The sequence below is a fragment of the Erwinia sp. HDF1-3R genome (genome assembly GCF_039621855.1).
In the GTDB taxonomy this organism is placed as follows: Bacteria; Pseudomonadota; Gammaproteobacteria; order Enterobacterales; family Enterobacteriaceae; genus Erwinia.
In genome coordinates this window covers 563,435-578,437 of record NZ_CP155071.1, presented here as the reverse complement: position 1 = coordinate 578,437, position 15,003 = coordinate 563,435, and the positions used below count along the sequence as shown (strand labels likewise).

At 50.8% G+C, this 15,003-nt stretch carries 11 protein-coding genes and 1 tRNA gene; 6 read left to right on the top strand and 6 right to left on the bottom strand.

The window, feature by feature from the left end:
• The first annotated feature begins 39 nt into the window (after positions 1–39).
• The 3 genes from AAGR22_RS02535 to AAGR22_RS02525 all read left to right on the top strand — a co-directional run bounded on the left by AAGR22_RS02535 (position 40) and on the right by AAGR22_RS02525 (position 2,712).
• The gene (locus AAGR22_RS02535) at positions 40–1,887 is read left to right on the top strand and encodes a protein-disulfide reductase DsbD (protein WP_345830088.1); all 1,848 of its coding nucleotides are present in this window, start codon (positions 40–42) and stop codon (positions 1,885–1,887) included.
• Between the two features lie 60 nt (positions 1,888–1,947).
• Positions 1,948–2,526 carry a transcriptional regulator gene (locus AAGR22_RS02530; protein WP_067704289.1) on the top strand — a complete coding sequence of 193 codons (579 nt, stop codon included), beginning with the start codon at positions 1,948–1,950 and terminating at the stop codon, positions 2,524–2,526.
• A 110-nt stretch (positions 2,527–2,636) separates the two neighbouring features.
• Positions 2,637–2,712 (top strand) — tRNA-Phe (locus AAGR22_RS02525).
• 195 nt (positions 2,713–2,907) lie between these two features.
• Here AAGR22_RS02525 and AAGR22_RS02520 read toward each other — a convergent pair.
• The 5 genes from AAGR22_RS02520 to AAGR22_RS02500 form a co-directional block, all read right to left on the bottom strand.
• The gene (locus AAGR22_RS02520) at positions 2,908–3,939 is read right to left on the bottom strand and encodes a site-specific integrase (RefSeq protein WP_345830085.1); all 1,032 of its coding nucleotides are present in this window, start codon (positions 3,937–3,939) and stop codon (positions 2,908–2,910) included.
• A 60-nt stretch (positions 3,940–3,999) separates the two neighbouring features.
• Positions 4,000–5,505 (bottom strand): TraI domain-containing protein, encoded by a 1,506-nt coding sequence (locus AAGR22_RS02515; RefSeq protein WP_345830083.1) that lies wholly within the window; start codon positions 5,503–5,505, stop codon positions 4,000–4,002.
• A 180-nt stretch (positions 5,506–5,685) separates the two neighbouring features.
• Positions 5,686–7,194 (bottom strand): UvrD-helicase domain-containing protein, encoded by a 1,509-nt coding sequence (locus AAGR22_RS02510; protein ID WP_345830081.1) that lies wholly within the window; start codon positions 7,192–7,194, stop codon positions 5,686–5,688.
• A gap of 452 nt (positions 7,195–7,646) precedes the next feature.
• Positions 7,647–8,162, bottom strand: coding sequence for an NIPSNAP family protein (locus AAGR22_RS02505; protein WP_345830079.1), 516 nt, complete (start codon positions 8,160–8,162; stop codon positions 7,647–7,649).
• A 94-nt stretch (positions 8,163–8,256) separates the two neighbouring features.
• Positions 8,257–8,586, bottom strand: a complete 330-nt coding sequence (locus tag AAGR22_RS02500; protein ID WP_345830077.1) for a YciI family protein — start codon at positions 8,584–8,586, stop codon at positions 8,257–8,259.
• 102 nt (positions 8,587–8,688) lie between these two features.
• Between AAGR22_RS02500 and AAGR22_RS02495 the strand changes: the two genes are divergently transcribed.
• The 3 genes from AAGR22_RS02495 to AAGR22_RS02485 all read left to right on the top strand — a co-directional run bounded on the left by AAGR22_RS02495 (position 8,689) and on the right by AAGR22_RS02485 (position 13,500).
• On the top strand, positions 8,689–9,582 hold the full coding sequence (locus AAGR22_RS02495) for a LysR substrate-binding domain-containing protein (RefSeq protein WP_345830075.1): 894 nt from the start codon (positions 8,689–8,691) through the stop codon (positions 9,580–9,582).
• Positions 9,583–9,934: 352 nt separating this feature from the next.
• Positions 9,935–11,839 (top strand): AAA family ATPase, encoded by a 1,905-nt coding sequence (locus tag AAGR22_RS02490; protein ID WP_345830073.1) that lies wholly within the window; start codon positions 9,935–9,937, stop codon positions 11,837–11,839.
• On the top strand, positions 11,836–13,500 hold the full coding sequence (locus tag AAGR22_RS02485; protein WP_345830071.1) for an ATP-dependent helicase: 1,665 nt from the start codon (positions 11,836–11,838) through the stop codon (positions 13,498–13,500). The genes AAGR22_RS02490 and AAGR22_RS02485 overlap by 4 nt, the downstream gene beginning before the upstream one ends.
• Before the next feature lie 490 nt (positions 13,501–13,990).
• Here the strand turns inward: AAGR22_RS02485 and AAGR22_RS02480 are convergent, their stop codons facing one another.
• Positions 13,991–14,923, bottom strand: a complete 933-nt coding sequence (locus tag AAGR22_RS02480) for a DUF1281 domain-containing protein (protein WP_345830069.1) — start codon at positions 14,921–14,923, stop codon at positions 13,991–13,993.
• Positions 14,924–15,003 lie beyond the last annotated feature (80 nt).

Genomic DNA, 15,003 nt, shown 5'->3' with positions numbered 1-15,003 from the left:
TTGTTATTTAATTAAACATGGAAAGAGCGGTTTCATCCTATGGCCCAGCGTATTACCACATTACTCTTTTTGCTGTTAACGATCCTGCTTAGCCCGGTCGCTAACGCGTCGCTGTTCAGCAGTCCGGCTAAAACGCCTTTTGGCACGGTTAATCAGGCGTTTAGCTTTGATTTCTCTCAGCAGGCAAACACGTTAACCCTTAGCTGGCAGATTAAGCCCGGATACTATCTCTATCGTCAGCAGATCAGCATTACTGCACATGGCGCGACCCTCAGCGACTGGGTACTGCCAGCAGGAAAAGCGCATGAGGATGAGTTCTACGGTAAAACCGAGATCTACCCCGAGAACCTTACTCTACCGCTACAGCTGCTGCGGGCCGATAAGGGCGCCACGATTACCGTCACCTACCAGGGATGTGCGGCGGCAGGATTCTGTTATCCGCCGGAGACGCGTACCGTTCCCCTGAATCCCGTGCTGGCTGCTGGCAGCGGCTCTGCCTCAGCCTCGCAGGCATCCAGTGCGCCGCTAAAGACGTCTGCGATTGCCTCTTCACCTGCGGATACGAAAAACGTTAACGCTAACGCTAACGGTATGGCGGATCCCTCTTCGCCTGCTGATGCGGTACACGTTACCGCTAATGCTGCTGCACATCCTTCTTCACCTGCTGGTGCCAGCGCGTTGCCTTTCTCCGCCCTGTGGGCGCTACTTATCGGCATTGGCGTGGCGTTTACCCCCTGCGTACTGCCGATGTATCCCCTTATCTCCGGGATCATCCTCGGCGGCAGTCGTCGGTACTCCCTGCTGCGCCTGTTTGCGCTGGCCGTGGCCTACGTACAGGGTATGGCGCTGACCTACACGGTGATGGGCGTCATCGTCGCCGCAGCGGGATTGCGCTTTCAGGCTGCGTTGCAGTCACCGATCGTACTGATGGCTCTGGCGGTGCTGTTCACCCTGCTGGCCCTGTCGATGTTTGGCCTGTTTACCCTGCAAGTTCCCGCATCGGTGCAGACGCGTCTGAGCCTGTGGAGTAACCGTCAGCAGGGCGGCTCGCTGCCCGGCGTCTTTTTGATGGGCGCGCTGGCAGGGCTGATTTGCTCTCCCTGCACCACCGCGCCGCTCAGCGCGATCCTGCTTTATATCGCCCAGAGCGGCAATATGCTGGCCGGTGCCGGGACGCTCTATCTCTATGCGCTCGGCATGGGGCTGCCGCTGATTGCCGTAACGCTGTTTGGTAACCGCCTGCTGCCTAAGAGCGGTATCTGGATGCAGACCGTTAAAGAGGGTTTTGGCTTCGTTATTCTCGCCCTGCCGGTTTTTCTGCTCGAACGCATCGTCGGCGACGCCTGGGGACTACGACTGTGGAGCGGGCTGGGCGTTGCGTTCTTTGCCTGGGCATTTATCAGCCTGAAATCTTCGCATGGCTGGCTGAGAGTGGGACAAATCGCGATGCTGGCGGCGGCGCTGATCGTCGCCCGCCCCTTGCAGGACTGGGCGTTCGGGCCTGGTACTGCCCCTCAGACGGCCGCGCATCTCAGCTTCACGCAGCTTGATGATGTAAAGGATCTCGACGCGTCTTTACAGCAGGCTAACGGGCGCATCACTATGCTCGACCTCTATGCCGACTGGTGCGTTGCCTGTAAAGAGTTCGAGAAATACACTTTCCGCGATGCACAGGTGCAGACCCGGCTGAGCGCATTACAGCTGCTTCAGGCCGACGTCACGGCTAACAGCCCCAAAGAGCGTGAGCTGCTTGAGCATCTACAGGTACGCGGCCTGCCGACTATCCTGTTTTTTGATGCCAACGGCCATGAGATCCCGCATTCCCGCATTGCGGGCTATATGGATGCCCCGGCATTCCAGCAGCATTTGCAGAAACTGACGCAGTAAACGACACTGGGAAATGATTTCCGGCTGAAGCCGGAAAAATGCATACAAGAGGAGAGTCACTTGCAACGTGAACAGGTACTCGAGCATGCACTGAGTGTACTCGAGCAAAATGGCCTGGCCCCCACCACTTCCTTTGCCATGATGGCAGAAGCCGTGGCGTGTCAGGAGCAGGATATCAAACGTTTCTGGCCGGACCGTGAGGCATTACTGTATGACGCCCTGCGATATCACAGCCAGCAGGTTGATACCTGGCGGCGCAAACTGCTGCTGGATGAGACGCTCAAACCCGAGCAAAAGCTGCTGGCCCGCTATGAAATGCTGGCCGAAGCCGTAAACAATAACCGTTATCCCGGCTGCCTGTTTATCGCCGCGTGTAGCTTTTATCCCCAGCCCGAACACCCTATTCATCAGGTCGCTGACCAGCAAAAGCGCGCATCCTGGCAGTACACGCACGATCTGCTGAGTGAGCTACAAACGGATAATCCCACGCTGGTCGCCCATCAGATGGAACTGATCCTCGAAGGATGCCTGAGCCGCCTGCTGGTAAAGCGTAAGGTGCAGGAAGTGGAGATTGCACGCCTGCTTGCAGAAGATGTGCTGAATTTTGCGCTATGCCGTAAGAATGGCGCACTCACCTGAGCAATATTTTGCCAGGCTGGGTGAAAAGCAGTCACTCAAACGGGTTTTAACGGATTTTTGTGACAAAGCCGTTGACGAAGGACGGCCTTTACGGTTTAATGCGCCCCGTTGCCCGGATAGCTCAGTCGGTAGAGCAGGGGATTGAAAATCCCCGTGTCCTTGGTTCGATTCCGAGTCCGGGCACCACTAATTTTGCATCAAAGCACGCTGGTTAAGAGATGAGAACCTTAACGGGCGGTTAATACAGGGGCCGGTCATTACGGAATGTCCTCCGGTGTAGGCGTATCTGCACTGGTTAACGTTTCTGAATCAGTCTCTCAAGTGAGGGAGCCTGTTCGCGCAGGCTCCCTTCTCTCGATCACTGGCAATAATCCCAGTCAATCAGTTTTGTGTCAATAGTTGTAATTCCCTTTCTACACAGAGATCTGTGTGTAACGACAATTCTTCTTCCAGTGTTTTTCCCACAATATCCATCTTGAGTTCCACATATTCCATTGTTGTACTGACACTACGATGACCAAGTAAATCTTTAACCAGTTGAAGATTCCTTTCAGGTGCTTTCATCAGTTCCGTAGCAAGAGTGTGTCTGAAACGGTGCGGCGAAACGGCAAAACCGCACTCCTTTGACAGACGGCGAAAGAATGAGCGGATCTTTTGATGCATCACACTCACATCGTTTCTTTCGAACTTCGCCTTTCTCCCGGCAATATAAAAACTGACATCGAAAAGATTATCTTTTGGCCCGGCTCCGGCTTCTGTTGCCCGTGTGAGGAGAAGCTGTAGCCGCAAACGCAGCTGTTTGACAACGGGAACGCGCCATTCCCTGTGCGTTTTACTCCCCTCAAGGCGCAGATCTATATAGCCTTCTGTCAGATTGACGTCCCTGAGCTGAATATGCAGCAGTTGATTTTGCCTCATTCCCGTATATCTGAGCGTATCCAGAACGGTTATCCAGAACCAGACCGGGTAAAGCGCACTCCGCCCGCCACGTGCAAAAATTTTCCTGTTTGACTCAATTTCAGCCTGCTGCATTATCAGATAAAGTCGGGTTAACTGAGAGCGGTTTAACGTGCGCTTTTTCTTTCTGTCGCGCTGTACGGTACAATTGTTGAAAGGATTTCTGCCCTCAGGCAATAAACCGCTTTCCATCGCATAGTTATAGAGGGCCCTGAGATGTGCAATTTTGTTGTTCCAGGTTTGCGCAGATTGTTGCTTTTCTCTGAGTACATATCGCCGCCATCTTAGTACTTCATGATGAGTAACCATTAATGGGGTTTTGTCAGCACCCGTGAATTTCCGGAACCCCTTCACAACCTTCGTATAGCTCCATTCTGTTGCAGCGCGCAGGTTTCTGGCGAAGAAGTACTCCTCAAGCAATTCTTCCCATGTCGTATGATGGTTTTTGTCAGACATACAGCATTTCCTTTTTCTATATCAAGCTGCCCGTAAGGGCCCTCATGGACTGCCCCTCCTTTAAAGGAAAGACAGAAGCCCGCTGTCTTCAGGGGAAGATGCCCCTCTGAAAAGGTGTGTAGTCTTGACGAGATACCCACTTACAGGTTTAAACGTGCCTGCTTTATCAGGCGAGTGGTAAAGTTTTGCCTTATTAAAACGCTCGCCCCGCCGCACTCTGTGAATATGCAGCTTCTCAAATTCCAGCTGTATGGAATCCCTGCTCAGCTCTGTCCCGCTTTCTCTGATGTAAAGATAAAATATGTCCGGCACCCTGAGAAAGATGAATCCTGCGACGGCATGCGCCCTGGAATCAGGCTGATTAATGTCGATTTGCTTGCTCTTAAGCCCTTCAGAAAGCCACCTGAGGAAGTCAGTTCCAGCCTGTTCTTTTTTTAGTGTTTTTTTTACGTCAATGTTAACGCTGTGTGACGGGATGTTATCCTCAACACTTTGCTCAGGGAAAGAGTCTTCCGCTACTGTCTGATTTATCTGATGCTTATCAGTTTCGAGAGGCAGTTCATTAAGAGATAATAACTCTGCCCCATCATCTGCTTTAGTACTGGCGGAGGAATCTTCTTCACCCGCTTTGGCCCCGGTCACTTCAGTCATTTCGGTTGCACTGAAAAGACTCAGTAGCATCTCTGTATCAGCTTCCTCTTTATCGCCAGGATCACATTCCGTAACCCCACCTGCCTTCTCATTGCTGACCGGATTGAAGCCATCGACCATTGAGACAGGTGTGATAGAAGATGCAAGCTGAGTAACCTGCATATCTGAGATTTCGGGCGATGCAGTTTTGGGTGTTACATCTGATGAAGGTTGTAATTCAGTCTCTTGATCAGGCGGCGTTTGTAGAATGGAAAGGGCCGGCTCTGCGAGGGTACTGACTGTCTCATGTGCCCCTGATATCTCCTGCGAAGGCGATTCCACCTTTTCAGCGGCCTGCTTCATCAGGCTTCGTATCAATGGCATGCCCGGATGCTGATTCCAGAGCGCGCCGGCAAGGTTGCCCAGTGCCTCGGGATTCTCTGCCAGCCAGCCCGTCGCCTCTGCCGGCATAAGTTGTCCGGCGGCAAGGGCCGCAAATGCTGATGCGTTCTCTGCCTCCCTAAACCGAAAACGATAAGGCGAATCCGGAACGGTCATTCCCGGAAGCCAGCCTTTACCGTCAAGCAACTCCCCCTCCAGAGTCGCAAGAAGAGGCAGGTGCCAGAACAGCGCCGACCAGAAAATCACCGCATTCCACATCACGTTTTGCTCTGCCTGCTCTTCCGGTGCCGCGCCGGGGGGGAACATGTACCCTTTTGCCAGCCTGACCGCACAGGTCGTGAACTGCAGCGTAAGGTCGCCGAAGCCGTCTGACTGCGACCACCTTCCCTGCTGCGCGGCCGGCACATTCTGTACCCTGGCTAATAAACCATTAAGGGGCGCTAAATAGAGTCGCTGATACAGGTCTGCGGGCAGAGAGCAGTTCTCCCATATTTGCTGCAGGCAGGTTTTTCGTAGCGGGGTTGCGCACAGCATACCGGCCCCACGCGGGGCGTGGTAGCCGACGGGCTTGACTGTGGATATAGGATGTACTGCTTCTGGTTCACCTTTTGAAAACAGAGACCTCAGGGTCCGGATTCTGCTGAGCATGATGTTCTCCTGGTACAGGGCTGCTCAGTATTATGACCCTCCCTGCTCCGCACCATAAAAAACCAGTTATTCAGTCCCGTAAGTTTCTCCCGTGTCGCCGAGCATAACGGCATCGTTTTCATCATCGCCCTCACCGGCTTCGCTGCCGTTATCATCATCGTCCTCGCCGGCCTCGCTGAGCCAGCGCAACAGCTCGTTAAGCACAAGTGTTTTTCTGGCCCGGGTGACAGCCACGTACAGCAGGTTAGTCTCATCCTGCCGGTCATCCTGCGAAAGAAGCGGGTCGGTAATGTCGGTAAAATCCTCACTCAGCACGACCACAGGCCATTCCAGCCCTTTGCTGCGGTGTGCGGTTGAAACCGTGACCTGAGCGTCTTTCTCATGGGTTACCACCTGACGGCGCATGATGGCCAGCTTTTGCGGTAGTGGGAAAAAGTCATCGAGCAGACGAATGGCCTGGTTCATCTCCACGTCCTGTGTGGCTTTTGCTATTGAGCAGTATTCATCAAAATCCCGGTAGTCCCGGCTGAGGCGCGGGGACTGCATCTTTTCAGGCATATCGGCGGAGAACCAGTACAGGTCTTCCAGCTCCTCCGTTTTGTAGCCTTCAATCCCTCCGACCCAGAAGACATTTTTCTCCATGAGGCTCGCAGTTAAGGCGCTGCCGATCACCCCGGATACCGTCCGGCTCAGTACAGCAATATGTTCAGCCCCTGCCGGAAGGCTGCTGACGACAGCATCCTGCCCCCCGTTACCTGTCACGCGCTTTTCCTCTCCGGCACGTTCAAGCAGGATGTTGGCCATCCGCGCGACCTCAGGGCCAAAACGAAAACTCGCTGTCAGCCACAATCTGTCAGCCTGCGCCAGCTGCGGAGCGCTGAGTGCATTATCTGCCCCGCGAAACCGGTAAATCTGCTGGTAACGGTCGCCAACCAGAATGACCCGGCAGGGCTGATTCAGTACAAATGCACTGGTCACCGGATTGGCGTCCTGTGCCTCGTCGAAGAGGATGGTGTCCCAGCATTTTGACAGGTCAGGATGAGAGAGCTGGAACAGTTTAAGGTAGGTGTCGTGCGTGACGGGAAAGACTGAATCAGTACGGCTCATTTCATACCAGAGGATTTGGATTGCCCCCAGAATTTTAACTGCATCGAGACCGTGGAGATCATCCTCAGACGGCAGATGTATCAGCCCCGGCTCGGGGTCAGCACTGCAGAGGAACATGTTCAGCCCGCTGAGCGCCAGCCGCGCCAGCGGCCAGTGGCGGGTATTGAGCTTTCTGGCCACATCCGTAATGCGCAGACTGGCTGTCAGCCGGTCACGGAAATGCTTGCCGAAACGGGCCCATGCAAGCTGATGCGACGTTTTACACTCTACGTTATAGGGGAATTTGCGTTCAGCCTCATCCCGCACAGCGCGATTATAGGCGAGGTAAAGCATCTTACTTTCCGGGTTGGCTTCAGCGTAGTTCACTAACGTGGAGGTTTTACCTGTACCGGCAAAGGCATTCACAACGAGATGATTGCCCTTCCACTCGATGATGGCGTTTTGTTCGGCTGTTGTTTTCCAGGTCACTGTGTTCTCCCGTCGTAGCAGATGTGAAAAAAACAGCCTGACAGCGGGAAGCATTCACTACGATAAAAAACCAGATACCCTACTACATAAATAAAAAATGCTCTCGTTCGGGAGCGTGAGGATGTGATTATGCAACCTGAAGGTGTCATGAATCCCGGGAAATCACTGAGAGCTGGCTGAATATAACGGTGAGCGTCCCCATGAATCCCTGAGCTGATGGCTGAAACCCCGAAAATCTCGAAAACTTTGACGGTCTCCCTGCTGAAGCAACTGAAAGGCCGCTTTGAGAAAAGCGGACACAGGTGATATCTTGGTTTAATTTATTTTCACTTTTTGTCCTGCTTGCTACGGATTTCGATGGCCTTTACTTCATGTGAAATCACCAGAAATAGCCGCATTTTCTCACTGGCTGATGCACGCCAGGCTGTGGACTTCATGTATGAGACAACCAGTCAGTAGAGTGGCAACAGAATCGTATTGCTGGCGTGCGCTATCTGTTCCGGTCCTCCTTCTGGCGGCCAGAGATTAAGGGCGTAATGCCGTGCCCGTAATTCAGCGCGTTGCTCCAGTGAATCGAAAGACCACAGATGAACAATGCGCGGAGGGCCATCCAGCGCATACATATTGATCACCAGATGTGATGTATATTCATGAGCCGGGTTTAAAGCTTTTTCCCACGCCTTCAGGGTTGGAGCTAACCCACCTGCATGCAAATAATAAATACGCATTTCAAAAACCTTTCCCCAAGGGAAAGCGGTAACTTCTGGCAGAAACGGGAATTTACTGAAACATTCATAGCTGATGCTTTCAATGGGGCTGACTGACTCGTCTGTCCTGAGAAGCCGCTGTTCATGTGCTTCCCGTTGCGCAACCAGACCGGGCCATGCACGCAGCAAAGAAATCCGGAATAACGCACCAATTTCACTCTGCCATCCCCCCAGCAGCAGACCTGCTTCCGGGGCAGACATAGCTCGCGCAGCAACAGACCTGAAGTTGAGCGCCGAAGCCTGAATACTGCACAGTTCATAAATCTTTTTTTATCCTTTCCACCACGACTCCTGCTCAGTCCACCAGGTCCTGCAGTTCGCTGACAGTGATGTGACTTGAGAACTTGCTGAGCTGGCCGAACAACGGGTCCCATTCCTGAACATCCAGGTGTTCAATGAGCGCTTCACGTGCGAAAGGATCCTCATTAATCATTGAATGTACTTCATCCAGCGTTTCTGCCCTGAAAACAAGAAAACCAGCCCGTAGCGGCGTGTTCTTCAGTGGGCCGGAAGCTAACAGTTTCCCCTCTCTGATTAACTCCTTCAGATAAAGCACATGTTCACGAACAAAGGTATTCCACTCAGTACCTTCCGGATGATCCATTCTTACGACATAGATGCTCATAATTGCCTCTTACCTGTAGATTATGTACAACATAAGCATAATAATTACCCTTAGTTTTTAAAATGAACCAATATTGCTTTCTGAAACAACCAGAGGTTGTTAATGCTGGATAAACTAACTGGTATGCGGACCTTTGTTGCGGCAGTGCAGACAGGCTCTTTTGTTGCCGCAGCAGACAGACTCAGCATGTCACCGCAAATGGTGGCACGTCATATCGCGACACTGGAGAAACAACTGAAAACACGTCTGCTGAACAGAACGACACGCAGGCAGAACCTCACTCCTGCAGGCAGTCTGTACTACAGACGGTGCGAGGCTATTCTGAAGGCCATTGATGCTGCGGACAGGGAAGCCAGCGGAACGGCAGAAATACCATCCGGGACGCTGCGACTGAATGCGCCGGTAACATTCGGACGCTATGCCCTGGTGGATTTTTTAAGCCAGTTTCTCCGCCGTTATCCGCAGATGAGTGTTGAACTCACGCTGTCCGATGAAGTTATCAATCCGGTCTCTGAGGGTTTTGATATGGTTATCCGTATAGGTGAACCTGACAAAAATCTCAGGCTTGCAGCAAAACCATTGCCCGCTTACCGGCTTATTGCATGTGCAGCCCCTCAGTACCTGGCAGAACATGGCTGGCCGGAGCATCCTTCAGACCTGAAACATCACGCGTGTCTTGGTTTTTCTCCGTGGCCGGCGGGACTAACCCATCAATGGCCTTTCGTCAGCGCAGAGAGCCTCACAGAGGTGACAGTAAATTCCCGGCTGTCAATCAATGACTGGGGGGCAATACTCGAAGCAGCGTTAAAAGGCCTGGGAGTGCTGATTGGTTATGAAAAAGGGCTTGAACAACCCGTTAAAAAGGGACAACTCGTTACCATACTGGAAGTCTACAGAATTCCCGAACGTGCGATGAATTTGTTGTATGACGCTTCCCGGGCAAACGAAACCCGGTACAGGGTTTTTATTGATGAATTATGTGAATATTTTAACTGATTAGTCCTTCGGTCACGACATACCAATAATACTGGCCTCTGGCACATGCAGTCTATCGGATATTTGCCGTTCAGCTATGAGCGATCAGCAGACGTTCGTGCTCAAGTCGCCATAGATCTTGCTTACAATGTCGTGTGTCAATCAACAGGGAACAGGTCAAACTAATGACTGGATTAACAAAAATGACTTTAATGTTTTCATCAAAACTGTTATTAAAATTTTTAAAACATAAGGAATAAGAAAATTCTGTAATTATCATATTCCTGTCTGAGTTTAAAAGAATATCGCTGTTAGATGGTAAGTGGATTAAGCAATTGATTTAGAATTTTAATTAATCTAATTAGGGAGGCGCATGAAGCTTGAGACGATTCGTTTATCTGGATTTCAGTCGTTTGGACATGAATCAACCGAACTGAGCCTTGAAGATATAACATATATCATTGGTCCTAATGGTTCAGGTAAAACCGTAGTTCTCCAGGCTTTGTGTCGATTCTTCGCATTCGACCCCGCCTTAAGGCGGATCCAGCGTTCAGATTTCCACATTCCCTTTGATGAGGAGGAGGTTCCGCTTGAGCGCCAGCTGTGGATAGAGGCTGATTTTCTGTTTCCCGAACTGGAAGATGACGAGGACAACAGCACCGTAGCTCCCCATTTTAGTCATATGCGACTGGACGAGCCGGGTGGGGTTCCGCGCGTGCGTTTTCGTCTTAATGCGACTATAGGGCTGGATGGAGATATTGAAGACGCTTTGGTATATGTCCTGGAAGTTGATGGAGATGACTTGCCTCTGAATGTCGCTCTGGTTCCACGCGCTGAACGTAATCATATCCAGGTACACTATCTGCCTGCCAGACGCGATCCCGCTGATCATATTACTTACGGTGCGAATGCATTACTAGGGCGTTTACTTCGCGCTGTTCGTTGGGACGCTGAGCGCGAAACGATTAAAGGGCTGACAGATCAAATAAGTGGCAGCCTTGCGGCAAACCCCTCGGTGAATGCTTTCAGTGAGAGTTTAAAAGCAACGTGGGCAACGCTGCATAAAGGTAAATTTTTTGCTGACCCTAAAATTACTTTTGTCGCATCAGAAATTGAATCGCTGTTAAGGCATCTGTCGGTTTCATTTACCCCAGGTCACGATGGCTCATTTGTCGATTTTTCAAGGCTGAGCGATGGCCAAAAGTCCATGCTTTACCTTTCTCTTGTCTTATCGTCTCAGGCTATTGGCAGGGCTGTTCTTGCAGAAGAAGATGTATCGTTTGATCCCGATAAATTACGTCCACCAGTCTTCACTCTGGTAGCCCTTGAGGAGCCAGAAAACAGCCTTTCACCACATTACTTGGGCCGCATTGTTAGCTCCCTAAATGTCATGACAGAAAAACTGGATGCGCAAGCTCTCATTGCGACGCATGCGCCCACAATGTTGCGCCGGGTAGCACCTGAGTTAATACGTTATCTTCGACTGAATGAGTCACGAGAGACGCAGGTCACTTGTATTAAATTGCCTGATGAAACTGATGAGGCACATAAGTTTGTGAGGGAAGCTGTCCAGGCGTTTCCGGAAATCTATTTTTCACGGCTGGTAGTGCTTGGCGAAGGTGATAGCCAAGAGATTGTGCTGCCACGCTTGCTTCAGGCCAAGGGGGCGCCCGTTGATGAGTCAGCCATCACGGTAGCGCCTTTAGGGGGGCGGCATGTAAACCATTTCTGGCGATTACTTACAGCGTTAAAGATCCCCTTTTTTACACTTCTCGATCTTGATGTAGCCCGCTATGGGGCAGGATGGGGGCGAATTAAGTACGTAAATGACCAGTTTTCCAAACGTCAAAGACGTAACAAACTTCCTGAACCTTACAGAATTCCAAAATGGGATGATGAAAAACAGAAAATTCGGGACTCCGAACATTATCTCGACATGCTTGAAGAACGCGGCGTGTTTTTCTCCTACCCGATGGATTTAGACTTTGCAATGTTACTTGCGTACCCAGAAGCCTATAACGTTGAGGAAGAGAAGCCCGACAATGCAACTATAAAAGCTGTTCTTGGAAAAAATCATTACGATTCATCTCAGTACAGGGATGATGAATTAGCGCTTTTTAATACCTATCACCAACGTTTCAAGCTCGGCAGTAAACCCGCAGCTCACATTGAGGCGTTAACTCAGCTAAATGATGCTGATCTACTTATAAGCATGCCAGATTCACTGGATAGGCTGGCTGATGCGATTATTACCAAACTCACGGAACTGCCAGAATGATTACTGTCGAAGAATGGCAGCCCGCAGATGGATTGACGCTGGAACCTAATGCGAAACGTGCAGCGAAAGCGCGTAAACGTTGCCTGGCACTAACTGCCGGACCTGGGGCAGGTAAGACGGAAATGCTTGCACAGCGTGCTGACTTCCTTTTGCGAACAGGAACGTGTCGATACCCCAAAAGGATTCTGGCGATCTCATTTAAGGTTGATGCCAGCAGAAACCTTACAGAACGCGTTGAACGCAGGTGTGGTCGGGATCTGGCTTCTCGCTTTGATAGTTTTACCTTTCACGCATTTGCAAAGCGCATCATAGATCGATTTAGGCCGGTACTCACGGGAGAATATGCCTTAGATGCTGGTTACACCATTGTAGACAAGAAAAGCGGGGCGTCTCGTCACGAAATAGCATTCGGCGATCTGGTTCCCTATGCAATTAAAATATTGCAAACGTCAAAAATAGCCCGAAATGCAATCCGGCAAACTTATAGTGACATTTTCCTTGATGAATTTCAGGACTGCACAAATTTACAATATGACTTGGTGAAGCTTGCTTTTAAGGGAACCAAAGTTCGACTGACTGCAGTCGGTGACACAAAACAGAAAATTATGGCTTGGGCAGGTGCTCTGGACGGCATTTTCCAGTCCTTTACAAAGGACTTTAATGCGGTGCCACTAAACATGTATCGCAATTTCCGCTCAAAACCAACATTGTTGCGTGTTCAGAACGAAATTATTCGTAAGTTAGATCCTGACTCTGTAATGCCTGATGATCAACTGGAAGGGGACGAAGGGGAGGTTTTTGCCTGGAAATTTGAAGACAGTCAAACTGAAGCTATCTATCTCGCTGACCTAATTGATGGATGGATAAATAAAGAGCAGCTACCTCCAGCAGAAATTGCAGTCCTGGTTTCAAGGCAACCAGATTTGTATGCTGATCACCTCTTCAGAGAGTTAGAGCAGCGCGGAATTCCCTACCGCAATGAACAGCAAATGCAGGACATCACGGTTGAACCAGTGGCTCGTTTAATCGTTGATTACCTGTCCTGTCTTTATGCACAGCGGGAACCTAAAGCCTGGATCCGCCTGATGAACCTGTTGGTTCCCTTTGCTGATGAAGAGATTCAGACCAGCGTACGAAAAGGTCTTGATCAACTTATAAGAAAGCATCGTAAGGAAGTATCTGATGCAAAGGAAACGGAAACACCCTTTTCTGAATGGTGGAGATTTTGTCGCGCTCTTTTAAAGCATATAGGTTTACAGACGCTTGTTGCATTATCTCCTGATTATGAGTCCCATGAGCGTCTGAAACAGGTTATTCGCGATGTCAGAGAACGTATCAAAGATTTATTGAAAATAGAATCTGAGTTACCTCTCGCATTAAAACGATTCGTAGATGATCAAGCTGTGCGAATTTTGACCATTCACAAAAGCAAAGGATTAGAGTTTGATTCGGTTGTCATCATGGCTGTAGAAAATGAGACTTTCTTTGGTAAACAAGAAGAAAATCGCTGCGCGTTTTTTGTCGGTGTTTCGCGAGCAAAGAGACGCCTTATTTTAACTCATACAAACAAGCGTGATGAACCGGCTAATGCTAAGCACTGGAAAGTTTTTCGGACTGCTCAATTAGAGTATTTTGATTATGTTCTTCCTTTTGTGAAGTAACGGACAGTCCCAAAGTTGCTTATAATTCCACAATCATTTTTACATCATTTACTGGGCTAAAAAGCATTGATTTTTACAATTGGCTATTCAGACATCGTTCAATAATCGATGCGGAGTGCCACTTGCAGCGTTCGCTTCACGCCCTGAGACATTCGACAAGCTTTCTACGGTCAATCCTAAATTTGTCGTAACAAGCCAACCTCCGCTCCTGGCACACAGCAGACGCTCAGACGCAACCATTTCATCGTCGAAACTGTACGGTCAAATTTTATTGGCGATGGTCATGTAGCCTGCAAACGGTCGCCAACTGAAATACAAATGGGTACTCAAGCCTGGTGCAAACAAGCAACAAAAGGTTTTTATTGGTGAATGATGCCAGGCATACGTACTCTCCATAAAAAACGGAACACGCACCCTGACCAGGGGAAGTGCCTCCTGAAGGTAAAAAGCCACGGCATTGCCGTGGCCGGGTTAACTGAGGAACAGGCTTTTACCCCCGGACCTCACGATAAGATGCTGCTTCCTGAGCCGGTAACGCCGGCTCATCGCTGACGAGATAAAGCACCTGACCGGGCTGAGACGCGCCGGTCGCACCTTTATGTCCGTCGACATGTTCGCCGCCGTCATAGCAGTCGTAACCGCTGAGCCCGCTCACGGACTCGCTGTAGCTGTAACGCACCTCGCAGTCAAATACCGCAGAAATTTCCCCGACAACCTCACCTGACGGCGGGAACCAGGGTGTATCCATCTGCAGCGTAAGACTGTTAGGTGTATGGCGCTGCCAGTTGACATTGTGCCCGGCCGGCCACTCCATGCCGTACTGCCGGCAGTAGAGGCTGGTTGTGGTCGATACGCCTGATATCAGTCCCCCGGAACCGTTCAGCTCTGCTGCCAGCCGCGTAGGTATGACGGCCAGCATATCGCAGGACTGGGAGCGTTCAGGATACTGGCTGAGCCGCTCCCAGGCAGGTGCGGCATCAGACTCATCGCCGGCGCTGACCAGACCAAACCAGTCGGTATACTGTCTGGCAATCAGCTCCGCCATAACCTCACGTGCCGGGTCGGGAATATTCTCCCATTTCAGCGCGCCCAGGCCTGACTGGTGATAAAGCCGGTCCACGGCTCTGATGGTTTCCGCATCGAGAACGGCATCCTTCAGCAGGAGCGCCAGCCAGCTTTCAAACGCCTGATTGGCCGCAGTGGAAAGCCCTGTGCCTGCACGGACCAGCCCCTGACAGGGCGGATACGACGTGGTCCGCACCGGCTTGAGTATCCCCGCCGCGCCGGCCAGAAACAGCTGTATGCTCTGCTGCACTGCGTGGCGGTGACGCGGTACGTCAGTGCCGTTTATCCACTGCAGCATGACATCGATGCAGACAGATTTACCGGTGATTTCCAGGCGGTTATGACACCATTCAGACATAGTGAATACTCCTCTTTCATAAAAAAAGAGGACACAGCCCCGTGAGGAGCGGTGTCCTCACGGGACGGTGACAGTTACGG

Bases quoted from the DNA above. Each gene is read 5' to 3' on its own strand.
- AAGR22_RS02535 (WP_345830088.1), top strand. From the start codon at position 40: ATGGCCCAGCGTATTACCACATTACTCTTTTTGCTGTTAACGATCCTG.
- AAGR22_RS02520 (WP_345830085.1), bottom strand. From the start codon at position 3,939: ATGTCTGACAAAAACCATCATACGACATGGGAAGAATTGCTTGAGGAG.
- AAGR22_RS02515 (WP_345830083.1), bottom strand. From the start codon at position 5,505: ATGCTGTGCGCAACCCCGCTACGAAAAACCTGCCTGCAGCAAATATGG.
- AAGR22_RS02505 (WP_345830079.1), bottom strand. From the start codon at position 8,162: ATGTCTGCCCCGGAAGCAGGTCTGCTGCTGGGGGGATGGCAGAGTGAA.
- AAGR22_RS02500 (WP_345830077.1), bottom strand. From the start codon at position 8,586: ATGAGCATCTATGTCGTAAGAATGGATCATCCGGAAGGTACTGAGTGG.
- AAGR22_RS02495 (WP_345830075.1), top strand. From the start codon at position 8,689: ATGCTGGATAAACTAACTGGTATGCGGACCTTTGTTGCGGCAGTGCAG.
- AAGR22_RS02490 (WP_345830073.1), top strand. From the start codon at position 9,935: ATGAAGCTTGAGACGATTCGTTTATCTGGATTTCAGTCGTTTGGACAT.
- AAGR22_RS02485 (WP_345830071.1), top strand. From the start codon at position 11,836: ATGATTACTGTCGAAGAATGGCAGCCCGCAGATGGATTGACGCTGGAA.
- AAGR22_RS02480 (WP_345830069.1), bottom strand. From the start codon at position 14,923: ATGTCTGAATGGTGTCATAACCGCCTGGAAATCACCGGTAAATCTGTC.